This window comes from Parvibaculum sp. (assembly GCF_046297875.1).
Taxonomy (GTDB): domain Bacteria; phylum Pseudomonadota; class Alphaproteobacteria; order Parvibaculales; family Parvibaculaceae; genus Parvibaculum.
Genome location: NZ_JBKBHD010000001.1, coordinates 1,402,501 through 1,427,804, shown reverse-complemented (window position 1 = coordinate 1,427,804; position 25,304 = coordinate 1,402,501). Strand labels below are relative to the sequence as shown.

Genomic DNA, 25,304 nt, shown 5'->3' with positions numbered 1-25,304 from the left:
CATCTCGCGGACCTCAACCGGCAGATCGCGGGGACGACCGACCGCATCTCGGTCGTCCGCATCCAATCCTCGAAAGGGCTGTAACCCATGAAGACCTACATCCAGAACGGCCACGTTATCACCGTGCCCACGCCCACAGGCGGCATCGCCTCGGGCGACGGGCTGATCGTCGGCAGCATCTTCGGCATCACCGCCTACTCCTCGGCCGAGGGCGCCCCTGTCGAGCTCTCCACCACCGGCGTGTTCCAGCTGCCGAAGGCCAGCGCCGCAGTTCTCGCCATCGGCACGCGCGTGGCGTGGGACAACACGGCGAAGCAGGTGAACACCCCAGCTGCGGGACGCTTCCCCATCGGCGTGGCGGTGGAGGCGGCCGGGAACGGCGTTGCCAGCGTCGCGGTGCGGCTGGACGGGGTCGCGACGGCGGCGGCTTAGCGTCCGACCTGAGCAGCGGCTTGCTCGATCCATGTCGGGAAGTAGAACGAGCCATCGTCCTGTTTCCAGTCGTAGACGCGGAACAGGTTCTCGAGGTTGTCGGCATCCTTCAACCTCGGGAGCCACGGAAGTGAGAGCAGCGGAACAGCTTGCACCTCCGTGTACTCGCGCCACTGCCCACTGGTGCCGACTTCGTGAAACCGCACCAACCCGTAGCGCCGGTCGACCGTGTAACCGAGATAGCGAAGCGGGTTCGGTCCCCGCTGCGGCGTTGGTGCTACGCTCTGCTCGCCAGCCAGCAGGGCGCCGAGCAGTGCATTCTGTGATGGCGCCGGCCGCTGAGCAGCAAGGCCCAGTAGCCCACCGAGTGTCGGCTCCGAGCGGGATCCGTAGCCTGTGAGCGCGTTCGAAGGCAGCGATGTTCCGAAGAGCCCGGCAAGAGCGTTTGTCGGCTGCCCCGGCTTGAAACCCACATCGTGAATCCGCACGCCGAGTATGCCGTTGCCGCGAGCAAGGCTCTTGATGATCTCGTAGCGCACCCATGGGCGTTGCCATGTCTGGCTACCAATCAGGACGCACGTGACCGAGCTGCCGTCGAGACCGCCGTTGATCATCCGCTTGATCGCGAGCGCCCCCTGTTGCTTCGCCTCTTCCCATAGGCTCTTGTCGTGGAAACGGGCAGCTTTCGTATACCGCCTTGTGATCTGGTCGGAATTGCGGACCACGTTGACGCGCGTGACGTCATCGTAATGGAAGCTGAAGAACACCTTACGGGGCATCGGGAGGCCTCAACGAAAAGAATGCCAGCGCAACGACGACAACTGCGAGGACAGCCGCATGGAACCAGAGCACGGGGGTGGCGCCCAACGTGCGGAACCAGCTCGCAACCTCACCGGCGAACGGCCGGGCATCGAGGCTGAAGCGGTCGGCAGGGTTCGGCTCCGCCTTTCGCACGTGATTGTAGAGCGCGCGGAACATTCGTTCCTGCCGAAGATAGTACGCGTCCAAGGCCCAGAAGGTCAGGGACGGCAGAAGTCCCGCGGCCATGGCGAGCGCCGGTTCAGCCCCCCTCACGGCCAACAGGAACACTGCAGCGACCAGCGTGACCGACCAGCCCTTGAGGACAAACGAGTTGCGGGCGTGGCGCTCGACCACATCCAGGATGAGCTCCAGGTGCTTTGGAAGATCGTCCTTGTCAGTCGCCACCGTGAATTCGCCGCTCCCGTCGAATAGCAGAATCGGCGCGATTGTATGTCCGACTCAATCGGCACACAACATATAGTGCCGTCAGGCGATGTGTTCGCCCTCGGCGTAGATCGCGTCCGTGATCCGCTTGAGCAGCGCCGCGTGGTCAGCGAGGGCCGTGACATGGCCCCAGTGCACGTCCCCTGGGCTGGCGAAGAAATGGTCGTCGCTGGCGGCGCGGATGCGGTCAAGGGCCGCGTCAATCTCGGCCTTCCGCGCGATGAACGCGGCGAGCGCGGCGTCGTTGGTCTTGGGCATGGCGGTCTCCGACATGGTGTCGGGGATCATGACGGCTCCGGTCGCAGCGGATGGCAAGCGCCATTGGCCGCGAACGTCCCGCGAACAAGGCCTCTGTCCCGTGTCGCATCCGTGTAGCACGGAGGAATCGGGGATGTTCGTAAGCCTTTGAAATCTTTGGGGAGTTCTCGGGACCGCCTTGCAACACGACGCGACACGCAAAAGCCGCCCCAAGGGCGGCCTAAGTGCTTGATATCTTGCAGGAAAGTTTGGTTGCGGGGGTAGGATTTGAACCTGCGACCTTCAGGTTATGAGTCGTATCGAACGAACCATGAACGATTGCGTTCGTTTGCATATTCCTTCGATATTTCCGCCAGTTGGAGCCCCCTGCCCCACGCGCGCCATGCGCGCGATTGCGCGGAAATTGGCAGCACTTCGCGCCCTCTTGCTTCCACAATGCTTCCACGGGGCTGAAACCTGATTTTCCGGTAGCACGACCATCAGGCGGCGGTGAGCGACCAGAAGCCGAACTTCCTGCCGTGCTCTTCTTTCAATCGGGCGACGTAGGCCTCGTGCGTCTCGAACGCGCCGAAGTCCGGGATGTACTGCGCGAGCCGGGCGCAGCTGGCCAGGTGCTCGGCGGCATAGCGATACCGCTTCGCCCGTGACCGGGTGAGCGTGAAGTCGATCATCGCGCGGAGCACCAACGTCGCAGCCAGCGCATGACGCTCTGTCAGAGCCTCCGCCGCAGGTGCCAGGTATTCGTAGCAATCGCCGTCGATCTCGTCGTGCCGAGCCACCAGGAGTTCGGCCGCGCGGTCCAGCGCCTGCCAATCGAGGAAGAACTGCAGGGCGTGAAGAAGGCTCGGATAGGCCATGGCGTGCGCCATTGCCCGCTCTTCAGCTTCTATGTCGTCGAAGTCGGGAAGCCGTTTGAGATAGGCCCGCAGGTAGCTGTCGGAGAGCGTGCGCTCGAAGCAGTCCCACCGGAACGTCTGCGCCTCCTCGCCGCGACCCAGCGCCTCTAGCGTCTGCAGGCGAATGTCCTCCCAGGCTCGTGGAACCCGCAACCCGTCGCCGAGCTCCGCGCGCTCGAGGAACCCGAGCGCCTCGCCTGCCCTGTCAGCCGCCAGCAGACGCTGCGCGATTTCCGCCGCAATCTGCGGCACCTTGCGGGTCTTCGGATCGTACTGGCCGATGAAGCCGTCGACGTCGCCCTGTGCATCGGCGATGTCCTTGAGCGCCATGGCGACCGTGCTCGTGCGCTCGCGCGCCCGCATCTCGTGCTCGTAGGTGGTGCCGCCAGGGCCCCAGCCCACCGCCTTCCATTGGTCCTTCGGCGGCACCGGCACGGGCGAGCGACCGAGGTCCTCCGCCATCGCTTTCAGGGCCGCGAGCCCCTCGTCACCAAGCGCCGGCGCCATGATGCCGATCAGGCCGTCATACTGGCCATAGCCGTTGTCCTGCACCGCATCGAGGACAGTGCCGGCGAGCGCCTGCGGGACCGGCCGGACCTTCGCGGCGAGCTGACCCAGATCGGCGCAGGCCTGGCGGAAGATGCCGATGACGGTGCCGCTGGAGTCGTCGCAGCGCTCGAACACCGGTGTGGCGAGGGCCATGAACCGCCACATGAGCGCCAGCGCCTCGTCCGTATGGCCGGCGCGATCTGCTCGACGATGGCGCGTCGCTGGGTTTCGAGATCCGTGACGAGCGCCTTGCGGTTCTTCCAGGTGATGAAACTGCGGGCGCGGGCGATGCTGGTCAGCCGCTTGGTGATCTCCCGCGCGGCCTCCCTCGGGCTCTGGGCCCCCGCCAACGCGAGCCGCAGCTTGCGCTTGGCCGCCGCATTGCCGGTGCTGACCTCGATCAGCAGTTGCGCAAGGCGCTCGGCGCCCAGCGCTTCGAGGTTCTTCGCATTGAGGGTGGTCTTCGACGCCATCGGATAGCCAGTTCTTTTCCCCGAGCCTATCAGCGGTCCGCAGGCACCGGAACCTGCGTTCTGATTCGCTGGGCTCGTCGATTTCCCGCACCAGCGCGCCGAAACGCCCTGCGCGGAACCACGCGCCATTTCCTTTTTCTTCGCGATTTCAATGTGTTCGTTGACTGTCGCCCGCGCTTCAGCACTGTGGAACGGCGAAAGAACCACCGAAGAGTGCCATGCCCAGGATCACCAAACGCCTCGTCGACGCCGCAGAAGCCCGCTCCGCCGAATACTTCGTCTGGGACAGCGAGATCCCTGGCTTCGGGCTGCGTGTGCTGCCGAGCGGGCGCAAGGGCTACGTGGTCCAGTATCGCGCCGGACGCCGATCCCGGCGGATCAGCCTCGGGCCCAGCACGGTCCTTACATGCGAGCAGGCGCGCAACCGCGCCATCTCCATCGTCGCCGCCGCGCGCAATGGCGCGGACCCCGCCGCCGAGCGGGACGCTGGACGCAAGGCGATCACGGTGAAGGAGCTGGCGGAGCGGTTCGACAAGGAGCACATCGCCATCCGCGTGAAGGCGAGCACAGCCAAGGAATATCGCCGGAACCTCGAACGCTTCATCCTGCCCGCGCTCGGGCAGCTGACGGTCACGGGCATCACCCGGGCGGATGTGGCGAAGTTCCATCACGACCTCCGCCACATTCCCTATCAAGCGAACCGCTGCCTCGAAGTGGTCTCGAAGATGTTCAGCCTCGCCGAGATGTGGGGCCTGCGTCCGGACGGCACCAACCCGCGAAAGCACATCCGGAAGTATCCCGAGCAGAAGCGCGAGCGCTTTCTCAGCGCGGCCGAACTCCGCCGGATCGGTGAGGTGCTGCGCGAGATGGAGGCGGAGGGGATCGAGCTGCCCTCGGCCGTCCTCGCCGCGCGCCTGCTCATCCTGACCGGGTGTCGGCTGAACGAGATCATGACGTTGAAGTGGGAATACGTCGATCTGGCCGAACGCGTTCTGCGCCTTCCGGATTCCAAGTCCGGCGCCAAAATCGTCCATCTCGGACTGCCTGCCGTCGACCTGCTCCGCGACGCCCAGCGCATTGACGGGAACCCGTGGGTCATCAGCGGCACCCTGACGGGCAAGCGGCTGAGCGATCTACAGCCCTTCTGGCAGCGCGTCCGTGCTCGCGCCGGGGTGAAGGACGTCCGCATCCACGACCTGCGCCACACCTTTGCGTCGACCGCCGTCGCCTCGGGTCAGGGTTTGCCGATGATCGGCAAGCTCCTCGGCCACACGCAGGTCCAGACAACGGCGCGATACGCCCATCTCGCGGCCGAGCCTGTGCGGATGGCGGCGGACGCGGTGGCGCAGAACCTGCGGCAATCCTTGGGATAATCGCGCGCCGTCGCTCCCCTTTTCGATTGATTGCTCGATCCCTCGCGGCTACGGTCCAAGAAAGCCCAGAAATTGGGCGCGCACAGTTCGCGTGCGCGCAGGGCTGGGCGGGAGTGCGACGTGGACCGGGACAATGCCGAACTTCGCTGGGGGATTGAGCAGCGCCTCGAGTTCATCGAGTTCCGTCTGTTCTGGGAGGGACACGTCAATCGTATCGACGTGATGCAGCAGTTCGGCGTCTCGGTGAACCAGGCATCCTCGGACCTGAACCGCTACATCGCGCTGGCACCGGACAACATGGTCTACGACAAGAGCGCGCGGACTTACGTCCGCGGCCCAGACTTCGACTGCAAGTTCCGCCCGCCGGACGCAGCGCACTACCTCGCCCAAATCCGCCTGGTTGCCGACGATGTGCTGGAGCGCGAAGATTGCTGGATCCCTGACCTGCCACCCTACGCATCCGCCCCGACGCCGGTTCGCGGCGTTGAGCCGGTGACACTTCGCTCGGTCGTCGGCGCCATCCGCCGGTCCGAGGCGATCGAGGTGAAGTACCAGTCCCTGTCTAGCCCCGAGCCGCGCTGGCGCTGGATCGCGCCTCACGCCATCGCGTTCGACGGGTTCCGCTGGCACACCCGGGCGCTCTGCCTGACCGATGACTGCTTCAAGGACTTCCTGCTCTCGCGGATCCTCGACATCCGCGGATCGCGGGAGAGCGACACCTCGGCCGAGAATGACCGCGACTGGCACTTAGAGGTCACCCTAGAGGTCGGCCCCCACCCCGACCTCTCGGAGACGCAGGCGAAGGTCATTGCGCTTGACTACGGCATGCGGGCCGGCAAGGCGAAGATCAAAGTCCGGCGGGCGTTGCTGTACTACGCGCTCAGGCGTCTCGGGCTTGATACCGACCCGGGAGCCCGCAATCCGCAGGATCAGCAGATCGTGCTTCTCAACAGGGAGGTTATCGATGCAGATCATCGATAACACCTCTCACCTTCTCGGGGATGACCTGAAGGCCTCAGTCGGTCGGGGTACGCGTTTGCGGATTGCTGCGTCCTGCTTCTCGATCTACGCGTTCGAAGCTCTGAAGTCCGAACTCTCGAAGGTCGACAGCCTGCAGTTCATTTTCACTGCGCCAACCTTCGTGCCTACCGAGGTGACCGACCGCCTCCGGAAGGAGCGGAGGGAGTTCTTCATTCCCAAGGCAAGGCGGGAAAGCGGCCTCTACGGCACGGAATTCGAGATCCAGCTGCGCAACAAGCTCACTCAGCGCGCTGTCGCCCGTGAGTGCGCTGACTGGATCCGCAAAAAGGCCAGGTTCCGGTCCAACACGACCAAAGCGCCGATGCAGCAATTCTTGCATGTCGCCGGGTCTGAAGGCGAAGTGGCCTACATGCCGATAAGCGGCTTCACGGCAGTCGATCTCGGGTACCAAAAGGGTGATGCCGTCTCGAACTTCGTGACCCGTTTCGATGATCCGGCACACGCAAAGATGTACCTTCAGCTCTTCGATCAGATCTGGTCGGACCCGGACAAAGTGAAGGACGTCACCGCTGCCATTTGCGAGCACATCGAGTCCGTCTATCAGGAGAATTCCCCCGAGCGCATCTACTTCATGATGCTCTACAACATCTTCCACGACTTCCTCGACGAGGTCGATGAAGACGTCCTTCCGAACGATCTGACAGGCTACCAGGAGAGCGTGGTCTGGAACAAACTCTTCAACTACCAGAAGGACGCCGCAACGGGCATCATCAACAAGCTTGAGACTTACAATGGGTGCATTCTCGCGGACTCGGTCGGTCTCGGGAAAACATTCACCGCCTTGGCGGTGGTTAAATATTATGAGTTGCGGAACCGCTCCGTTCTCGTTCTCTGCCCCAAAAAGCTCGCGGACAACTGGCGGAACTACAATACGAACTTGACCACCAATATCTTCGCCAGGGACCGGTTCAACTACGACGTCCTCTGCCACACCGACATCTCCCGCACCTCCGGCGAGTCCTTCGGCATCCCCCTCAATCGAGTGAATTGGGGCAACTACGATCTGGTCGTGATCGACGAGTCGCATAACTTCCGCAACAACGATGTCTACAAGGACCGCGAGACTCGCTACCAGAAATTGATGAACAAGGTCATTCGCGCCGGCGTGAAGACCAAGGTCCTGATGCTTTCCGCGACCCCGGTGAACAACAGGTTCAACGATCTTCGGAACCAGCTGGCTCTTGCCTACGAAGGGCAGTCAGAAGCGCTCAGCAAGAACCTGAAGACACAGGCCAGCGTCGAAGAGATTTTCCGCCGGGCCCAGAAGGCCTTCAATGAATGGTCTTCCCTCCCGCCAGAGGAGAGGACCGCTGCGTCGATCCTGAAGGCGCTCGACTTCGATTTTTTCGAGCTGCTCGATGCGGTCACCATCGCCCGGTCGCGCAAGCACATCGAAACCTTCTACGACACGACGGACATCGGGAAGTTTCCCCAAAGGCGCAAGCCGCTCTCGTATCACCGCCCGATCACCGAACGGTCGGACGTGATGGGGTTCAACGACATTTTCACGCAGCTCTCTGTGCTGAAGCTCGCGGTCTACGCCCCGATCAGCTACATCCTGCCCAGCCGTCTGCGGAAGTATGAGGAGATTTACGACACGCAGGTCGAGGGCGGACGCGGCAAGCTCAGGCAGGCCGATCGAGAGCGCAGCCTTCAGGCGCTCATGACAACCAACCTGCTGAAACGCCTGGAGAGCTCGGTCGCCGCTTTCCGCCTCACGCTTCGATCCCTCGGCGCCAATATCTCGCGCACCCTCTACGCAATCGACGAATTTGAGGAAACAGGACGCAGCGACAGCGTCAGCGATTACCTTGCAGAAATGAGCGAGTTCGATCCCGAGGATGACGACCTCTCCGGGCTCGACGAATTCACGGTCGGCAAGAAGGTCCAGATCAGCCTCGCCGACATGGACCTGCCGTCTTGGAAGCACGACTTGGCTGCGGACCTCGTCCTGATCGAAGATCTGATCGCCTCAATGGAAAAGGTCAAACCGGCGGACGACGCCAAGCTCCAGCACCTGCTCGCCCTCATCCGGCAGAAGGTCGACGAGCCGCTGAACCCCGGAAACAGGAAGGTTCTGGTCTTCACGGCCTTTGCCGATACAGCCAACTACCTCTTCGACAACCTGGCGCCCTTCGCCGCACAGCTCGGGCTGCATGTCGGCAAGGTCACCGGGTCGGACGCGCCCAAGACCACGCTCAAGAAGTCCTACGACTTCCAGAGCGTCCTGACGCTGTTCTCTCCACGGTCGAAGGAGAAGGCCATCGTCCTTCCGAACGAGCCGGGAGAGCTGGACATCCTCATCGGCACCGACTGCATCTCGGAAGGCCAGAACCTTCAGGACTGTGATTTCCTGATCAATTACGACATTCACTGGAACCCGGTGCGCATCATTCAGCGGTTCGGCCGGATCGACCGTATCGGCTCCCCGAACAGCCAGATCCAACTGGTCAACTATTGGCCCGACATCACGCTCGACGAATACATCAACCTGAAGGAACGCGTCGAAAACCGGATGGTGATCACCGACATCACCGCCACCGGCGACGACAACGTGCTCACCGCCAAGTCGAGCGACATCGCCTACCGCAAGGAACAGCTCAAGCGGCTCCAGGACGAGGTCATCGAGCTGGAGGACGTGAAGGCCGGGATTTCGATCACCGATCTCGGGCTCAATGATTTCCGGATGGACCTGCTCAACTACGTCAAGGAGCATGGCGAGCTCGACAACGTGCCCTTCGGGATGCACGCCGTCGTGCCCGCGCAGCCGGAGCTGGGCTTGCTGCCCGGCGTCATCTTCGCGCTGAAGAACATCCACGACAGCGTGAACGTCAACCAGCAGAACCGCCTGCACCCCTTCTACCTGGTCTACATCGACGACGACGGCCGGATCGTCGCCGACCACACCGAGGTCAAGCGCCTGCTCGACCTGATCCGATCCAGCTGCAAGGGGCGGATCGAGCCGATCCACGACGTCTGCCGCATCTTCAACGAGCGCACCGAGGACGGGCGCAAGATGGGCCGCTACTCGGATCTGCTCTCCAGCGCGATCCGGTCGATGATCGAGGTGAAGGAAGAGAAGGACATCGACAGCCTGTTCAGCGGCGGGCGGACCACGGCGCTGACCCACACCATCAAGGGGCTGGACGATTTTGAGTTGATCGCCTTCCTGGTCATCGAAGGCGGCGCGTCATGACCCTCTACGATTGGCCCCGCGCCGCAGCCTTCGGGCGCGTGATCCCCAAGACCAAGATCTACGAGCACGCCGGGGCGAACACCGGCCTCAAGGACCTTTTCGTGCGCGAGGTCGACCAGATCGTCTGGTCGCACAAGCTGGCGCCCGAGACGATCAATCTGGCGGCGACTCGCCAAGTGACCGAGATACAGGTCTTCCGCATCGCCACGCGCACCGCGACGCTCGACCGCGACGTGCTGCGCGCCATCGACAAGGCCATCCCCTTTCCGCTGATCTTCGAGGTGGCCCATGGCGGCCGCGTGAGGATGGTGGCGGCCTACAAGCGCCAGTCTTTGAATAGTCGGGGCGAGGCCGACAGCGCCCGCTGGGTGGTGGGCGACTATTTCCAGGGGGATTGGCTGCCCGCAGACGCAGCCCGCACCCCGTTGCCGGTGGCGCTGGACATGGGCGCGCTGTACGAGCGGCTGCTCGAGCCGCTGGTGGCCGGGCAGACGGCCCGGTTGGTCCCCGGCATGGGCGAGGCGCCGCAGACGCCCTTCGCCCCGGCCGCAGCCGAGCGCCCCATGTCGCTGGAAGAGCGCATCGCGCAGGCCGAGGCGATCAAGGCGCAGACTCGTGAGGTCGAGCGGATCAAGGCGCGGCTCATGCGCGAGAGGCAATTCAACAAGCGCGTGGCGATCAATGCCGAGCTGCGCGCGGCCAAACAGGAATTGGAGCGGCTGACAGGGGCACACCCCAGCGCCGCACAAGCAAATCCAGCGGAAGTGGGCACCGCTTCCGCGTCCGGATTTGCGCCACCAAAGACGACGAATGATTGAGAGGACGAGCATGGACAAGCTGAAGATGCACAGCCCGGACCTGAGCCAGGACAACATCGCGAAGATCCGCGAGTTGTTCCCCGGCTGCGTGACCGAGGCGCGGGACGAGGCGACGGGCAAGCTGCGTCTGGCGGTGGACTTCGACCTGCTGCGTCAGGAGCTGAGCGACCACATCGTGGAGGGGCCGCAAGAGCGGTATCGGCTGGACTGGCCGGGGAAGCGGGAGGCTTTGGCGCTGGCGAATGCGCCTATTGCCAAGACCTTGCGCCCCTGCCGCGAGGAAAGCGTGGATTTCGATACCACGCAAAACCTGTTCATCGAAGGAGATAACCTAGAAGCACTGAAGCTTCTTCAAGAAAACTATCTTGGCAAAGTCAAAATTATCTATATCGATCCTCCATACAACACGGGGAGGAACCTCATATATAAGAACGATTATAGTGCGAAATACTCGGACTTTCTTGAAAGATCAGGACAAGTATCCGATGAAGGCGGGCGACTAGTTGCCAATCCAGAGACAAGTGGGCGCTTTCACTCCGACTGGCTATCGATGATGTATCAGCGCTTGATGGTTGCAAAAAACATCTTGGCAAAAGATGGGGTTCTCGTTTGCGCAATAGATGAGAATGAGTTTGGAACGCTGTCTGTACTGATGAAAGAAGTGTTCAGCGGCGCCGCTTGGGAGCACACTTACGTAAGCGTTATCCACAACCCGCGAGGCCAGCAAGGCACAAACTTCTCTTACATCAACGAGTACCTGATCTTCGTCTATCCGAGCGGCACAAAGTCCATAGGCGATCGCAAAATTCGTGAGGAGGACGTAAACTGGTCTCAGTTCAGGAATTGGGGCGGAGAGTCGGAGCGCACGGATGCAAAGAACTGCTTTTACCCTGTTCTGGTCCAGGACGGGAAGATTGTTGGGTTTGGAGACGTCTGCCCGGATGACTTCCACCCCGAGCAGACCGAGTGGAGGGATGACGTAGCGTACGTCTATCCAATCGACAACTCTGGCACCGAGAGGAAGTGGCGTTACGCCCGCCAGAGCGTAGAAGAGATCGCCAACATGCTAAGGGCGAAGCGCTCCGGAGATGGGTATCAGATTGAAATTGGAAAAACATTTGGTCTTTACAGGAGTGTTTGGACTGATAAGCGCTATGATTCGAACGAATACGGTACTAAGTTGGTGAATGGTCTCGTTGAAGGATCAGGATTTACGTTCCCGAAGAGTCTTTGGGCCGTGTACGATCCGATTGAAGCAGTGACCGGGAACTACAAAGACGCGATCATATTAGACTTCTTTGCTGGGTCTGCGACAACCGCGCACGCTGTCATGCAGCTCAATGCAAATGATGGCGGAAACCGGCGCTTCATCATGGTGCAAGTGCCGGAAGTAATCGACCCCTCGCTTCCACCTTACAAGCGTGGCTTCACGACCATCGCTGAAATTTCGAAGGAGCGCATCCGCCGCGCTGGCAAGAAAATCCTCGAAGGCGAATGCCACTCCGACTGGAACCGCGATGTCGGCTTCCGGGTGCTCAAGGTCGAAACCTCGAACATGAAGGACGTCTACTACCGCCCCGACGAGCTGAAGCAGTCCGACCTGCTTGACATGGTGGACAACGTGAAGGAGGGCCGCACGGCCGAGGACCTGCTCTTCCAGGTGCTGGTCGATTGGGGCGTGGACCTGACGCTGCCCATCCGCCGCGAGACGGTGCAGGGCAAGACCGTGTTCTTCGTCGACGACAACGCCCTTGTCGCCTGCTTCGACCGCGGCATCACCGAGGATCTGGTCAAGGAGCTGGCGAAACGCGAGCCCCTGCGGGTCGTCTTCCGCGACAACGGATTCGTCTCGGACGCAGTGAAAATCAACGTAGAACAGATCTTCCGCCAGCTCTCGCCCACCACTGACGTCAAGTCGATCTGAGGGCGCACCATGAAGCTCAAGTTCAAGGTTCAACCCTATCAGACCAATGCCGTCAACGATGTGGTCGACTGCTTCGCCGGCCAGCCCATGACCTCTGGCCTGACCTACCGCATCGACCCCGGCCGCAAAGCGCAAGCCAGCGCCTTCGAGGAAGGCTTCAAGAACGCCGACCTCGCCCTGACCGACGTGCAGATCCTGGAGAACATCCGATCCGTCCAACGACGGCAGAACCTGCCCGTCTCGCAGTCGCTGACGGACTTCACCAACTTCAACGCCCAGGGCGAGCGCGTGCCCGTCGCGGCCACCTACAAGCGCGACGCGCTGGCCGCGACCCGGGTTCACCTCGACGTCGAAATGGAGACCGGCACGGGAAAGACATACTGCTACATCAAGTCGATTTTTGAGATGAACAAGCGGCACGGCTGGTCGAAGTTCATCATCATGGTGCCGTCGATCGCGATCCGCGAGGGTGTCTACAAGTCGCTGCAGATCACGGCTGACCATTTCACCGAAAGCTACGGCAAGAAGGCGCGGTTCTTCATCTACAATTCCAAGCGCCTGCACGAGCTGGAGAGCTTTTCGTCCGACGCCGGGATCAACGTGATGGTGATGAACATCCAGGCATTCAACGCGCGCGGGGCCGACAACCGGCGAATCTACGAGGAGCTGGACGACTTCCAGTCGCGCAGGCCCATCGACGTGATCGCCTCTAACCGGCCGATCCTGATCCTGGACGAGCCGCAGAAGATGGAAGGCGCGGCGACGATGGAGGCGCTGCCAAAGTTTAAGCCGCTGTTCATCATGCGCTATTCTGCGACCCACCGGACCCAGCACAACCGCGTTCACCGGCTGGACGCGCTGGACGCCTACAACCAGAAGCTGGTCAAGAAGATCGCAGTACGCGGCATCCAGACCCGCGGGCTGGCCGGCACCAACGCTTATCTCTACCTCGAGGGCATCGAAATCTCGAAGAAGGCCCCCGTAGCGCGGATCGAGATCGAGGTGAAGCTGGCATCGGGTGAAATCAAACGGCAGCTGAAGCGCCTTGAGTTCCGCGATGACTTGTTCGTGAAGTCGGGCGGGCTGGATCAGTATCGAGGCTTCACGATCAGCCAGATCGACGCCGTCAACGACACGGTCGAATTCACGAATGGCGAAGTGCTGCGCGCTGGTGAAGCGAACGGCGACGTCTCCGAGCGCGACATCCGCCGCATTCAGATCCGCGAGACGATTAAGGCACACCTGGACAAGGAAAAGCAGCTGTTCGCACAGGGCATCAAGGTCCTGTCGCTGTTCTTCATCGACGAGGTGGTGAAGTACCGGGACTATGACCAGGCCGACGCTAACGGTGAGTACGCGCGGGTTTTCGAGGAAGAGTACGAGTTGCTGAAGGACGAGTACCTCTCGGAGCTCGCGATCGACAACGAGGCGTACCGGAAGTATCTCGCGGGCATCGACCCGGGCAAGACCCACAACGGCTACTTCTCGATCGACAAGAAGACGAACCGCCTGAAAGACCCCGCCGTTGGCGCCCGCTCTGTCGATTCCGACGACGTGGATGCCTACGACCTGATCCTGAAGGACAAGGAGCGCCTTCTTTCCTTTGCCGAACCCACCCGGTTCATCTTCTCACACTCGGCGCTCCGGGAGGGGTGGGACAACCCGAACGTCTTCGTCATGTGCATGCTGAAGCACAGCGACAACACCATTTCGCGCCGCCAAGAAGTGGGGCGTGGCCTGCGGCTGAGCGTCGATCAGCACGGGGACAGGATGGACCACCCGGCGGTGGTGCATGACATCAACGTGCTGACCGTCGTAGCAAGCGAGAGCTACAAAGACTTCGTGGCCGGGCTCCAGAAGGAGATCGCGGAGACTCTCTCGTCGCGTCCGCGGCAGGCAACCGAGGAGTACTTCACGGGCAAGACACTCGCGACCGAGCATGGCCCGGTTGAAGTAACTGCCGCCATGGCCAAGCAGATCTACCGCTATCTGGTGAAGAATGACTACACCGACGATGCGGACCAGATCGCCGACGCCTACCACGAGGCCAAGGCGGCGGGGAAACTGGCCGACTTGCCCGAGGAACTGAAGCTGCACGCCGAGCAGGTGTTCCAGCTCATCGACAGCGTCTTCAGCGACGCACAACTGCCCAAGGTCGATGACGGCCGAAAGCCTAAGACCAATCCTCTCAATGCGAATTTCGAGAAGAAGGAGTTCCAGGAGCTCTGGGCGCGGATCAACCGCAAGGCGGTCTATCGGGTTGAGTTCGACTCAGCGGAGCTGATCCGGAAGTGTGTCAGCGCGCTGGACAGCCAGCTGCGGGTCACCCCCTTGCAGTACACCGTTCAGGTCGGCGTACAAAACGACGGGTTGACCGACGGCCAGCTTCGCAGCGGCGACGGCTTCTCGGTCACCAACACGACGACCGAGCGCGGGGACTCAATCCATTCCCTCGTGAAGTACGACCTCGTGGGGAAGGTGGCCGAGAACGCACAGCTGACACGAGACACGACGGCGACCATCCTAGGCCAGATCGCGCCTGCAGTTTTCGAACAGTTCACGAAGAACCCCGAGCACTTTATCTCCGAGGCCTCGCGTATCATCGCCGAGCAGAAGGCGGCCATGGTGATCGAGCGTCTGGCCTACGACGAAGTTGATGAGCGATACGACGTCGACATTTTCACTGCTAACCAGACCGGCCAGGATTTCTCCCGAGCCACGGCGAAGCTCAAGAACCACGTCTACGACTATGCGATCACCGATTCCGATGTCGAAAGAGATTTCGTGAAAGAGCTGGATACAAGCAGCGAGGTCGTTGTCTATGCCAAACTCCCACGTGGATTCCTGATCCCGACTCCGGTCGGGGACTACAACCCCGATTGGGCGATATCCTTCAAGGCTGGTAGCGTGCGGCACATCTACTTCGTCGCCGAGACCAAAGGCACGATGTCTACAATGAAGCTACGCGAGGTTGAGAAGACGAAGATCGAATGCGCTCGCAAGTTTTTCGACGAGATCAGTAAGCACATCACAGCTGATCGCGTGAAGTACGACGTTGTTACCGACTACGGCAAGCTAATGGACTTGGTCGGGCGTGCGGCGTGATGAAGCCCCGCTCGATCAATATCTTCCTACTCGACGGCGATCCGAATGGCATACGAGTGGCACAAATCTCGATGTCGACGATCCAGGCGATCGCCTTCCGGCGCAACCAGCTTCGGCGGGTTCGTGAGGCTTTCCCCGAGATCGAACGGCCAGGAGTCTACATCCTGATCGGGGCCGATGAAGACGCGCAGGACCGGCAGCTTTCATATATCGGCGAGTCCGAAGGTGTCGGCGCTCGACTATCGTATCACAACTCGAATGAGGCGGGTCGCGATGCCAAAGGCTTCTGGACCGACACGGTCGTGCTGATCAGCAAGGACGAGAACCTGACCAAGAGCCACGCGCGTTATGTCGAAGCCTGCCTGATCCGGGGCGTTGTTAGCAATCCTCGCTGGACCCTGCCCAACACGCGCACGCCGTCTGACGACGCGGGCAAGCTACCGCTCCCCGACCGCGCAGCCATGGACGAGTTCGTGGATCAGACGAAAACGCTGGTTGGAGCCCTCGGCTGGGATCTGTTTCGTAAAATCCGCGGGCGAGCGGCTGAAGCGATTCCGGTCGACGATGATCCTTCCGACGCTGCTCCTTTCGGGAGCCCTCGATTCTTCTTCCGGGGAGAGGGGTTCGAAGCTGAAATGGAGCTCGGGCCGTCCGGAGATTTCGTCGTCACAGCAGGTTCGAGGGCAAGGGTCCGGACGACGCGAACGATACCGAGAGGGACGGTCACGCTCCGGAACACCCTGGTCGAGAAGGGCGTCCTCCGCGAGGAAGGCGATTTTTTTGTCTTCACAAGCGCCTACAGCTTCACGTCTGCCTCTGCCGCGGCTGCGGCCGTCATTGGTGCGAGCGCCAATGGCCGGATCCTTTGGAAGCTCCCAGACGGACGCAATTACGCGGATTGGGAGGCAAACCAGGATGTGGCGGGCGATGCGTCAGGCCAATTCTGAAGGGTGCGACTACGGGGGGAACGGTACCGTCAGCGTCGCGTGAATTTAACCGACCTTGCAGCCCCAGAAGGACGTGTGATCGGCGGCGAAGTAGCCGTCCGCGACCCGGAAATACCCCTGCAGCTCGACGGTATCGCCCGCGGTCAGCGGCACCATGGTCTGCAGCCAGATCGCGGTGGCGAGCGAGACGTGGGTGGCTGAGATTTCGCCGAGGAGCCGCGGATTTCGGTGGTCCCGTTCAGGACGAGCCGTCCGCTCATGCGGGCCGTGGTGCTGGCGTTGATCTTGTAGAGCAGCGTCGCGCCGAAGAGATAGGTGCCGTCCACTGGCGCCACGAAATGGTTGTTCGCGGCGTCGAACGCGCCCTGATCGTTATAGTCGGTGTTGTTGAGGCCGATCTTGGTCCAGGTCCCGACGCCGACGTAGTTGTCGTAATTCGTCCAAGCCTTGAACCGCGGCAGCCGGGGCTGGTCGACGATGCCGGTGGTGTTGTCCACGCTGAGGCCGTCGAAGAAGGTGCTGCCGTCGGCCGAAACCGCCAGCCGGAACCTGTCGGAGCCAAACAGCCCCACCAGCGCCTTGGTCACGAAGCCGGTCTGAAGGGTCAGCCCGAGATCGTCTCCGGCAGCCTCCCTGTTCATGGTGTAGAACAGATCGCCTGTACCCCCCTCGGCCACGGTCTTCGCCGTCCAATGCGCGGCGTTGAGCTTGGCCGAGAACGGATTGGCGGCATCGGCGGTGGTGCCGACACCAAGCAGCGCCATGTTCTGCAGCACCGCGGGCGTCGTGCCGATCCAGGTCGCGCCGGCAAGGGAATCGACGACGCCCGAGAACAGCGCCACCTCGTCGTTCTCCTGGAAAGCATCGAGGAGTTCGTGGAAGTAGGGATCGCGCGGCTGAACCGGCGCTTCCGCCTTGCGGAAGCGGAATGCATAGCTGTCGTCGGAGAGGAAGCCGAGGGTTTTGACCAGCAGCTCCTGAACCTCTTCTCCATTCCAGACCTCGGGATGGCGCACAGGGATCGAGAAGGTCAGGCTGCGGCGCCAATCCTTCCCGTAGTCCATGAGCATCTCAGTCCCGCGCTTGATTCGCTGATCGACGCAGTAGACGTATGCGGCGATCTCCAAGAGATCGATGAGAAGGTTAGGGATATTCCCGACCATCGCGCGGCTGATGGATTCGATCCTCAGATTGACGTTCTTGCCGGGGTCGCTCACGTTCATCGCGAGAGCGCCCTCTTCGGATGCCTGCCGCACGCCACATTCAATCAGGCACCGTTTCACTTTGGCCCCTTCCTGTTCTTGAGCTCGATACTGATCTTCCGGACGGCGTAGGCCGAGAACTTTATTGCCTCGTTCTTCGATATGTCCTTGCCGTCCCGGTACTGGTTCTTGCCGAGCCAGTCCCTGGCGAAGGCGCGCATGATGAGCGCGGCTTCCATGCAATGGCGGCGTATCGCTGAATCGTATGTAGCGAGATCCTGAATGGACGAGACAACGCGATCGGCGCCGACGAGCTCATGAAGGTTCCGATCGACGTAATAGTGGATGACGCGCTCCACGGTATTTGCGTGGAAGTGGTGGGCCAGAGAACCGAACTTCTCCGGGGACCTCAGCATAGCCACAGAAGCCTGCACATCATCCGCCGTCGGCGACCACATCGGCATCCCGGCTCGCACAGCATCGCCGAGCGCGGTGAGGGCCGCCTGACGGGCGATCTCGCCAAGGTCCGTGGCATCCCGATGTTCGCGCCGCTGCACTCGCTCGAGCGTATTGTCGAAGGCAACCATCAGTTCCGCCACTGAAGTCGGCCGTTTCGGGCCCATGCCGATCTCGGCGAGAGCCGCCGCGAAATCCTTCGACGCAGCGGCCTGCGGCAACCTGATGAGCAACCACAGCGCTTCTACGAAGACAGGGTCCTTCAGCGCACGCTTCAGCGCATCCCTGCCCACTTCGGTGATCTGTTCCACTATAGGTGCTGTGGGCGTGCCGCCCTTCACCAGATACCTGACGATGTCCGGCAAGTATCGGTGGGTGGGCAGTTTGCCGAGGCGCTGATGTCCCATCGCGCCACCGGCTCAGAGGGTGCGCCCGAACCGGACCCGGTGCGGACTGGGGGAATGAGCGCTCGACAAACCAAGGAACCTTCCGTTAGAAACACGACAAAGAAAGGATTTTGTGCTATCCTTTCTCAATCAGTCTGCCAAGGAAAGGATCCTTTTTCAACCATGGCGTTAGCAGCGGAGCCATCGCGCCTGGGACGGCTCGTAGCGATCTCGACCGCGGGGGAGCGCGCAGAGGCGTTCGTGCCTCCACCCTTGCCGCCGTCTCCGCCAGTCAGGATGGAACGGCTCCACCGTCACCTCGAGCACGCGAACCGTGCGATCGGGCGACTCGATGGCGTGACCTCCATCCTGCCCGACACTCCGCTCTTTCTTTACATGTACGTCCGCAAAGAGGCGCTGCTGTCGTCCCAGATCGAAGGCACGCAGTCGTCGCTCTCCGACCTGCTGCTTTTCGAGAGCGAGGAAGCGCCGGGCGTCCCGCTCGACGACGTGCAGGAAGTCTCCAACTACGTCGCCGCTATGAACCATGGCCTCGACAGGATCCGCGAGGGCTTTCCGCTTTCCTTGCGCCTGATCCGGGAGATCCACGCCATCCTTCTTGAAAAGGGACGCGGGAGCACGAAGCAGCCGGGAGAGTTCCGGCGGTCCCAGAACTGGATCGGCGGAACGCGACCAGGCAATGCGCTCTTCGTCCCGCCGCCCCCCGAGAACGTCCTCGACCTCATGTCGGACCTGGAGGCGTTCATACATACCGACACGCCAGAAATGCCGACCCTCATCAAGGCCGGGCTGGCCCATGTGCAGTTCGAGACCATTCATCCGTTTCTCGACGGAAACGGCCGTCTCGGCCGCCTGCTGATCACCTTCCTTCTCTGCACGCAGGGCATCCTGAAGGAGCCGATCCTTTATCTCAGCCTCTACTTCAAGACGCATCGCCGCCAGTACTACGACCTGCTGCAGCAGGTTCGCGAGCACGGCGATTGGGAGACTTGGCTGGAGTTCTTCCTCGACGGCATCGCCGAAACGTCTCTTCAGGCCTCCGAAGCGGCGCGCGAGATCCTCGCACTGTTCGAAGCCGATCGGCGCCGGATCGAGAATCTCGGGCGCCCGGCCGCATCCGCCCTCCGGGTGCACCAGTTGCTTCAGCAGAAGCCGATCATCGGCATTCCTGCGGCGGCACAGCGGCTGAGCATCTCGCCCCCAACAATTGCCAAGTCGATCCAGCATCTGGAGGATCTCGGCATCGTGCGGGAGGTGACGGGGAAGCAACGTGGCCGGATGTATGTCTACAGCGACTACCTCGGCATTCTCAGTCGAGGGACGGAACCACTGTAATTCAGAGATCTGCCGAAGCCGGTCCTGCGAAGAAGGCAGACGGGGAAAGACATCGGGAACGAGCGAATTTCGGAACAGGAATTGAGAACATTGAACGAGCTGGCAGAAACGCAGGAGCTTATCGCCTTTCCCGAGTGGACCGAGTACCGGAAGAAGAACGGTCTCGACCCGCTAGGGATGCAAAACAGCAGCGTAAATCTCTACCAGTCGCTTCTGCCCGGCATATCGAACGTGACGCTGCGGATGCGCTACTACGGGCTCTATGCTTGGCTGGCGCAGCGCTATGCCAAGGAGATCGGCGATACCGACCCGAACAACTGGAAGCGGCATGTCAGGCGTGCTGAAGCGCTTTATGCGCTCGTAGCAACGCGCCATGGAGGTGAGCCCGGCGTCGCCGGAACGGACTGGGCCACGCGAACGCTCGAGGAGGTGTCCGGCGACACCATCGATTTCAAAGAGGCTGCCGAGCCTGGGAGCGAGGCCTACTATCTGAAACAGGCATGGGGCGCATTCGGCGCAGCCTATCGCAGCCAGCTCTTTGAGATCGGCATCTTCGACCGCTCCGACGACCATGAGATCCCGCTGCCCAGCAAGGACCTCGGGGAGGGACTCGCTCATGCCTTCGAGCACTCGCTCGGTTCGCAGGCTGACCTCTATTTCAGGCTGATCAAGCTTGGATCGGTCACTCACGACGAGCTCGATGAACTCGCTCCCCTGCTGCCTTCACGGATTACCGGCGAGAGCACGGAGCAGAAGTTCTACGAAGCCATCCTCCTGTCACGCGCCAGCACTCCATCGAGCGGGGCCCTTTCGCGCAAGCTGAGCATCCTGCTGATCCTCAAGGTGGCGGACTTCCTTAAGCGGGAGCCCCGAGCCGATGAAGTTCGATGGGTGCTCTACGCGGGTCACGATCAGCAAGGAAACATCCTGAGCCTCGACGATCCATCGCTCGAAGTGCAGCGGTCGCGATGGTGGGTCTATCACGCAAATGATCTGTGCCACATCGCGCATGAGGCGCTGCTGAAGTTCACGCTCGATACATTGGGTAATTGTCCCTCTGGTCTGGGAATGGAGCGACTGATCGGGCGCTGTGCGCACGACATTCGATCAAAAATTTCACCTGTGCCGGAAACTTGGTCGGCCCTGCTTGAGGGATTGGAGCCGGCTTCGAACGCCTTCGATGCAAGCGATCCCGACTCCGCGGTTTCGCTGACCAATGAGATTATTCGAGCCGGCCGTGACGACGCGCGGATATGCACGCGGGAGGTGGCAGCAAAGGCTGTTCGCCTGCTGGCCATACTCCATCGACGGATTGACCTGGTAGGGCCGGACCTGAAAGAGCCACTCGGCGGCTTCAATCCAGAAGCTTTTCGCTCGCTGCTGAGTGAAACGCGATTCCTCGATCGGCATCGCGAAGCCCCGTTCGGGCAAACCATCGAGCGACTCCTGGAAGAGCGGGTGATCCGCCGGCATCTGTGGGTTGCCTTACGGAAGCTGCGCCACCAAGGGGACTATACCTTCTTGATCGAGACCGATGACGGCAAGCTGCGGCTCCGCGAGAAGGATGGTCCAGTCTTCACCAATCCGCGCCTTGGCCCCGCAATCACATTCCTTAAAGATATTGGGCTGCTGGCCAGTAGCGGCCTCACCGAGGCGGGCCGAGAGGCTGTCAATTCATGAGGCTGTACGAACGCTTCGCCGACAAGGGCTATCATAGCAGCATCGCCACGACCTTCGGTATCGATTTCGATGCTTACGAGAGCATCGTATTGCCACGCATTCGCGGTGCAGGCTGCCGCAACAACATGGTCCTCGCTGACGCGCGCATGCTGACTCATGCTCTTGGCGGAGCCTCGCCGCTGCCGAGGCAAGCGGGAAGACTCTACACCGCCTCTGGAGCCCAAGTTGCGGGCCTTTTCCACCCAAAGCTGTTCTTGCAGATCGGACGTCACGGTGGTCGCCTGTTTATCGGGTCTGCCAACCTGACGGCAGCAGGTCTCGCTGGAAATCTCGAACTCGTCACGCTTCTCACCTCCGGAGTTGAAGATGATGGCGCGCAGCGTCTGATCGCTCAAGCCTATCGCTACCTCTCCAGCCTTATCGATCCGGCTGACCCGATGCTTCCGACGCAGTTCGAGTGGATGCTCGCCCGCGCTGCCTGGTTGCGTTCTGCAGCATCTGCCGAGGGACCTATCGAGCTTTGCGATGGAACACGGGCTGCGCTCCTACTGTCAAACTCAGCCGAGGGCATAGGCACCCGCTTCGCCCGCGAGATCGACGGCGAAGTGAAGCGCCTAATCGTGATCAGCCCCTATTGGGATGAGCGGCTCGGAGCCTTGTCAGCTCTGGCTGAGCGGCTCCGCCCACGGGAAATCGCTGCGCTCATCGACACGGACACCGGGTTGTTCCCGCGGGATGCCACCGGGAGCATTTCCGGCATAACGCTCTATCGCCGGGACGGGTTCGGGGGCAGTCGCTTCATTCATGCAAAGGCCTTGATCGCGCAGACCGATACGGCGGACCACCTCTTGATCGGCAGCGCGAACTGCACGGTTGCAGCTCTTGGCACCGGGAACACATCGGGCTCCAACAGCGAGGCAAGCCTATATCGGCAGCTGCCGCCCGGTCGGGCTGTTTCGGAATTGGGGCTGGAGAAGGTGCTCACGCCCGAGGGGCGACTTGAGGTTGAGGAGCTGCCGCCGCTGCACGTCGAAGACGACATCCCGTTCGACGCCCTCTCGCAGAGTCACCCGGGCATTTTCGCGGTTCACGGCGACACACTCAGCTGGCGACCAGCTACGCATGTCGGCGCACCCGAGGCATATGAAGTCGAATTGCTGGCTGCTTCCGGCGCGCCGCTGGTCAGCAACCCGACACGACTCGAAGGTACTGATCATCGGAGAATCCGCTTCCAGATTGAGGCAACCGATGACCTTCCGGCCTTCGCACGACTGTTCGGGCCGCAGGAGTTCACGCCAGGGATCATCACGCACGTCGATGCGCTGCAGATCGCAATTCGCGAAACACACTCACGACAAACGGAGAATGCGCTCGCTCAGCTGGACGGCGAAACAGAAGCCACCCTCGCTTTGCTCGAAGTGCAGGACTTGCTCGAGAATATCGAAGATCGCGATGCCGACGGGCATGGCGAAGGCGTCTCCATCCCGAAGGCTCGAAAGGAAACGGATGAAGGCGGCCAGAAGCATCGCCAACTGAGCTACGACGACTTCATCGCTGGTCGTCGGCCACACCAATCGGGGCATGTTCAGCACAACAGCCTCGGCGGCAGCGACGTCTCAATCGTCCGCGGCTTTCTGAACCGGATCGTCGGGTTGAATTCGCTCGTAACGCCGGTCGATGAGAACGACGAGGACGCCCTGAAGGCTGCCTTCGATCTCGGGGACGAGACCCAGAATGCCGAAGCCGCGATGGCGGCAGGGGAGGAGTTCGCGGCCAGACCGACTTCGCGGCCAGTTCAGGACGAAGGCGAGGAAGAGCAGCGTCGCAACGCTCGTCGGGCGAAGGCGACGAAGGATCAGCTTGTGAAGGCGGCCGCGGACTTCGCCAAGCGCATCGAACTCAAGCAGGAGAGTGGCAGCCTTTCGTCCCGCGATTTTCTCCGGCTTCGCGCTCTACTGATGATCATCTGTGCCGCCTCGTGGAGAGGCACGGACAAGGCAGGCGAAAAGCCGAAAGATCGGACAAGCTTGCAGGTTCTTCCCGTGGAGGGCGATCCCAACAGTTGGCCCTACGTCCTCGGACGGCTGATCTTCAAAGTCTTCGGCGGGTCAAAGCCCGCGATACGATGCTTGAAGCTCGACAGCGTCCACGACCAACTTCCTGCCGACTTGCTCGAATGCTGGGCCACTTGCTTCTGGTGTATGCATGCTTGCCTGTGCGCACGGCTCTCACCAGGCGAAAGCACCAAGATACAGCGCCACATCCTTCCCTTGATGGAGCAGGTCTATCGCAGGACGCACCTCTCGAAGGACGAACTGCTCGCGGCGTCGATCACCGATGTGATGGACGGAATGAGCATCCAGTACGCTGATCGGCTTGGCATCGATCCAGAGGCGCTGTCGCGGGCACATCGGTCAGCCTGCGAGAGGATCCTCCCTTGAGGGGCGCCGCTCATGCTGCACTCATTTCGGCCCGTGCTGATTTACGAAGCGACATGAAGGACTTCGTTCCCTCTTGCTTCCACAGTGCTTCCACGGGCTGCTCAAACGCAAACGCCGCCCCAGAGGGCGGCGTTCAAGCGTTTGGAAACGCGTAGGAATTTGGTTGCGGGGGTAGGATTTGAACCTACGACCTTCAGGTTATGAGCCTGACGAGCTACCGGGCTGCTCCACCCCGCGTCAATAGCTTGAAAGCCAGACCCCGCTTGCTCGCCCGCACACGCGATCGAGACAAGAGGGTCAGGATGTGTGCGGAGAAGCCGCGAGACGGCTCTATCGGAAGAAGGGATGAACGATATGTGCTTGGCAGGCCTGGCAGCGACCTACTCTTCCATGCCTTAAGACATAGTACCATTGGCGCTGAGGAATTTAACGGCCGAGTTCGGGATGGGATCGGGTGTAGGCTCCTCGCTATAACCACCAGGCCGGCGAAGAACATATCGTCAGGGTTTCGAATGATTGTTGTCTGTTTTGGTCTGTCGTCGTCTCTCGCAATGCTCACTTGGAAATGAGCAGAGATAAATGAGAGTAATCAAGCCAATCGAGCGATTAGTACCAGTAAGCTACATGCGTTGCCGCACTTCCACACCTGGCCTATCAACGTGGTCGTCTTCCACGGCTCTCAAGGGAAAACTGGTTTTGAGGTGGGTTTCCCGCTTAGATGCTTTCAGCGGTTATCCCGTCCATACATAGCTACCCGGCTGTGCCGCTGGCGCGACAACCGGTCCACCAGAGGTATGTCCATCCCGGTCCTCTCGTACTAGGGACAGATCCTCTCAATTTTCCTACACCCACGGCAGATAGGGACCGAACTGTCTCACGACGTTCTAAACCCAGCTCACGTACCACTTTAATCGGCGAACAGCCGAACCCTTGGGACCTGCTCCAGCCCCAGGATGTGATGAGCCGACATCGAGGTGCCAAACCTCCCCGTCGATATGGACTCTTGGGGGAGATCAGCCTGTTATCCCCGGCGTACCTTTTATCCGTTAAGCGATGGCCCTTCCACGTGGAACCACCGGATCACTATGACCGACTTTCGTCTCTGCTCGACATGTACGTCTCGCAGTCAGGCAGGCTTATGCCATTGCACTCGACAGCTGATTTCCGACCAGCCTGAGCCTACCATCGCGCGCCTCCGTTACTCTTTGGGAGGCGACCGCCCCAGTCAAACTACCCACCATGCAGGGTCCCGGATCCGGATAACGGACCGCGGTTAGACATCAGTAAAAGTAAGGGTGGTATTTCAAGGACGGCTCCATCCGAGCTGGCGCCCGGACTTCAAAGCCTACCACCTATCCTACACATGCCGTCACTAATGCCACTGCAAAGCTATAGTAAAGGTGCACGGGGTCTTTCCGTCTAACCGCAGGAACCCCGCATCTTCACGGGGAATTCAATTTCACTGAGTCGATGCTGGAGACAGCGGGGAAGTCGTTACGCCATTCGTGCAGGTCGGAACTTACCCG

16 protein-coding genes, 1 tRNA gene, 2 rRNA genes and 1 pseudogene (1 of these 20 running past the window's edge) are annotated in these 25,304 nt (G+C 61.2%); 11 read left to right on the top strand and 9 right to left on the bottom strand.

Features of this window, described 5'->3' with window-relative positions:
- The first annotated feature begins 87 nt into the window (after positions 1-87).
- Positions 88-432, top strand: a complete 345-nt coding sequence (locus tag ACK4FH_RS07030) for a DUF2190 family protein (protein WP_409812148.1) — start codon at positions 88-90, stop codon at positions 430-432.
- Here ACK4FH_RS07030 and ACK4FH_RS07025 read toward each other — a convergent pair.
- The 4 genes and pseudogenes from ACK4FH_RS07025 to ACK4FH_RS07010 form a co-directional block, all read right to left on the bottom strand.
- The gene (locus tag ACK4FH_RS07025) at positions 429-1,211 is read right to left on the bottom strand and encodes a TIR domain-containing protein (RefSeq protein ID WP_409812146.1); all 783 of its coding nucleotides are present in this window, start codon (positions 1,209-1,211) and stop codon (positions 429-431) included. The genes ACK4FH_RS07030 and ACK4FH_RS07025 overlap by 4 nt on opposite strands.
- Positions 1,201-1,638: a hypothetical protein gene (locus ACK4FH_RS07020; protein WP_409812145.1), complete on the bottom strand. Its 438-nt coding sequence runs from the start codon at positions 1,636-1,638 to the stop codon at positions 1,201-1,203. The genes ACK4FH_RS07025 and ACK4FH_RS07020 overlap by 11 nt, the downstream gene beginning before the upstream one ends.
- A gap of 81 nt (positions 1,639-1,719) precedes the next feature.
- On the bottom strand, positions 1,720-1,965 hold the full coding sequence (locus tag ACK4FH_RS07015) for a hypothetical protein (protein ID WP_409812143.1): 246 nt from the start codon (positions 1,963-1,965) through the stop codon (positions 1,720-1,722).
- A gap of 449 nt (positions 1,966-2,414) precedes the next feature.
- Positions 2,415-3,853 (bottom strand): annotated as a pseudogene (locus ACK4FH_RS07010) (DUF6880 family protein).
- A gap of 218 nt (positions 3,854-4,071) precedes the next feature.
- Between ACK4FH_RS07010 and ACK4FH_RS07005 the strand changes: the two are divergent.
- The 7 genes from ACK4FH_RS07005 (at position 4,072) to ACK4FH_RS06975 (ending at position 16,257) form a co-directional block, all read left to right on the top strand.
- A complete protein-coding gene (locus ACK4FH_RS07005) occupies positions 4,072-5,226 on the top strand; it encodes a tyrosine-type recombinase/integrase (protein ID WP_409812141.1) in 1,155 nt (384 codons plus the stop codon).
- A 120-nt stretch (positions 5,227-5,346) separates the two neighbouring features.
- Entirely contained in the window at positions 5,347-6,207 is an 861-nt protein-coding gene (locus ACK4FH_RS07000) for a WYL domain-containing protein (protein ID WP_409812139.1), read from the top strand.
- Positions 6,191-9,463, top strand: a complete 3,273-nt coding sequence (locus tag ACK4FH_RS06995) for a helicase-related protein (protein WP_409812138.1) — start codon at positions 6,191-6,193, stop codon at positions 9,461-9,463. Before ACK4FH_RS07000 ends, ACK4FH_RS06995 begins: the two co-directional genes overlap by 17 nt.
- Positions 9,460-10,281, top strand: a complete 822-nt coding sequence (locus ACK4FH_RS06990; RefSeq protein ID WP_409812136.1) for a DUF4391 domain-containing protein — start codon at positions 9,460-9,462, stop codon at positions 10,279-10,281. The genes ACK4FH_RS06995 and ACK4FH_RS06990 overlap by 4 nt, the downstream gene beginning before the upstream one ends.
- A gap of 10 nt (positions 10,282-10,291) precedes the next feature.
- Positions 10,292-12,205, top strand: coding sequence for a site-specific DNA-methyltransferase (locus tag ACK4FH_RS06985; protein ID WP_409812134.1), 1,914 nt, complete (start codon positions 10,292-10,294; stop codon positions 12,203-12,205).
- Between the two features lie 9 nt (positions 12,206-12,214).
- Positions 12,215-15,310 carry a type III restriction-modification system endonuclease gene (locus ACK4FH_RS06980; RefSeq protein ID WP_409812133.1) on the top strand — a complete coding sequence of 1,032 codons (3,096 nt, stop codon included), beginning with the start codon at positions 12,215-12,217 and terminating at the stop codon, positions 15,308-15,310.
- Entirely contained in the window at positions 15,310-16,257 is a 948-nt protein-coding gene (locus ACK4FH_RS06975) for a GIY-YIG nuclease family protein (protein WP_409815193.1), read from the top strand. The genes ACK4FH_RS06980 and ACK4FH_RS06975 overlap by 1 nt, the downstream gene beginning before the upstream one ends.
- Positions 16,258-16,400: 143 nt before the next feature.
- Here ACK4FH_RS06975 and ACK4FH_RS06970 read toward each other — a convergent pair whose 3' ends face one another.
- The gene (locus ACK4FH_RS06970; RefSeq protein WP_409812131.1) at positions 16,401-17,480 is read right to left on the bottom strand and encodes a hypothetical protein; all 1,080 of its coding nucleotides are present in this window, start codon (positions 17,478-17,480) and stop codon (positions 16,401-16,403) included.
- 56 nt (positions 17,481-17,536) lie between these two features.
- Positions 17,537-18,322: a hypothetical protein gene (locus tag ACK4FH_RS06965; RefSeq protein WP_409812129.1), complete on the bottom strand. Its 786-nt coding sequence runs from the start codon at positions 18,320-18,322 to the stop codon at positions 17,537-17,539.
- 162 nt (positions 18,323-18,484) lie between these two features.
- Between ACK4FH_RS06965 and ACK4FH_RS06960 the strand changes: the two genes are divergently transcribed.
- The 3 genes from ACK4FH_RS06960 to ACK4FH_RS06950 all read left to right on the top strand — a co-directional run bounded on the left by ACK4FH_RS06960 (position 18,485) and on the right by ACK4FH_RS06950 (position 23,778).
- Complete coding sequence (locus ACK4FH_RS06960) at positions 18,485-19,657, top strand: Fic family protein (protein ID WP_409812127.1); 1,173 nt, start codon at positions 18,485-18,487, stop codon at positions 19,655-19,657.
- A 90-nt stretch (positions 19,658-19,747) separates the two neighbouring features.
- Entirely contained in the window at positions 19,748-21,337 is a 1,590-nt protein-coding gene (locus ACK4FH_RS06955; protein ID WP_409812125.1) for a hypothetical protein, read from the top strand.
- Complete coding sequence (locus tag ACK4FH_RS06950; RefSeq protein WP_409812123.1) at positions 21,334-23,778, top strand: hypothetical protein; 2,445 nt, start codon at positions 21,334-21,336, stop codon at positions 23,776-23,778. The genes ACK4FH_RS06955 and ACK4FH_RS06950 overlap by 4 nt, the downstream gene beginning before the upstream one ends.
- A 160-nt stretch (positions 23,779-23,938) precedes the next feature.
- Here ACK4FH_RS06950 and ACK4FH_RS06945 read toward each other — a convergent pair.
- The 3 genes from ACK4FH_RS06945 to ACK4FH_RS06935 all read right to left on the bottom strand — a co-directional run.
- Positions 23,939-24,015 (bottom strand) — tRNA-Met (locus ACK4FH_RS06945).
- A 130-nt stretch (positions 24,016-24,145) separates the two neighbouring features.
- Positions 24,146-24,260, bottom strand: a 5S ribosomal RNA gene (gene rrf / locus ACK4FH_RS06940).
- 103 nt (positions 24,261-24,363) lie between these two features.
- Positions 24,364-25,304 (bottom strand): 23S ribosomal RNA (locus ACK4FH_RS06935) (it continues 1,800 nt past the right edge of the window).

What these genes read in the sequence shown, in the direction of transcription:
- ACK4FH_RS07030 (WP_409812148.1), top strand. Translation starts at nt 88, where the DNA reads ATGAAGACCTACATCCAGAACGGCCACGTTATCACCGTGCCCACGCCC.
- ACK4FH_RS07025 (WP_409812146.1), bottom strand. Translation starts at nt 1,211, where the DNA reads ATGCCCCGTAAGGTGTTCTTCAGCTTCCATTACGATGACGTCACGCGC.
- ACK4FH_RS07015 (WP_409812143.1), bottom strand. Translation starts at nt 1,965, where the DNA reads ATGATCCCCGACACCATGTCGGAGACCGCCATGCCCAAGACCAACGAC.
- ACK4FH_RS07005 (WP_409812141.1), top strand. Translation starts at nt 4,072, where the DNA reads ATGCCCAGGATCACCAAACGCCTCGTCGACGCCGCAGAAGCCCGCTCC.
- ACK4FH_RS06995 (WP_409812138.1), top strand. Translation starts at nt 6,191, where the DNA reads ATGCAGATCATCGATAACACCTCTCACCTTCTCGGGGATGACCTGAAG.
- ACK4FH_RS06990 (WP_409812136.1), top strand. Translation starts at nt 9,460, where the DNA reads ATGACCCTCTACGATTGGCCCCGCGCCGCAGCCTTCGGGCGCGTGATC.
- ACK4FH_RS06985 (WP_409812134.1), top strand. Translation starts at nt 10,292, where the DNA reads ATGGACAAGCTGAAGATGCACAGCCCGGACCTGAGCCAGGACAACATC.
- ACK4FH_RS06980 (WP_409812133.1), top strand. Translation starts at nt 12,215, where the DNA reads ATGAAGCTCAAGTTCAAGGTTCAACCCTATCAGACCAATGCCGTCAAC.
- ACK4FH_RS06975 (WP_409815193.1), top strand. Translation starts at nt 15,310, where the DNA reads ATGAAGCCCCGCTCGATCAATATCTTCCTACTCGACGGCGATCCGAAT.
- ACK4FH_RS06970 (WP_409812131.1), bottom strand. Translation starts at nt 17,480, where the DNA reads ATGAACGTGAGCGACCCCGGCAAGAACGTCAATCTGAGGATCGAATCC.
- ACK4FH_RS06965 (WP_409812129.1), bottom strand. Translation starts at nt 18,322, where the DNA reads ATGGGACATCAGCGCCTCGGCAAACTGCCCACCCACCGATACTTGCCG.
- ACK4FH_RS06960 (WP_409812127.1), top strand. Translation starts at nt 18,485, where the DNA reads ATGGCGTTAGCAGCGGAGCCATCGCGCCTGGGACGGCTCGTAGCGATC.
- ACK4FH_RS06950 (WP_409812123.1), top strand. Translation starts at nt 21,334, where the DNA reads ATGAGGCTGTACGAACGCTTCGCCGACAAGGGCTATCATAGCAGCATC.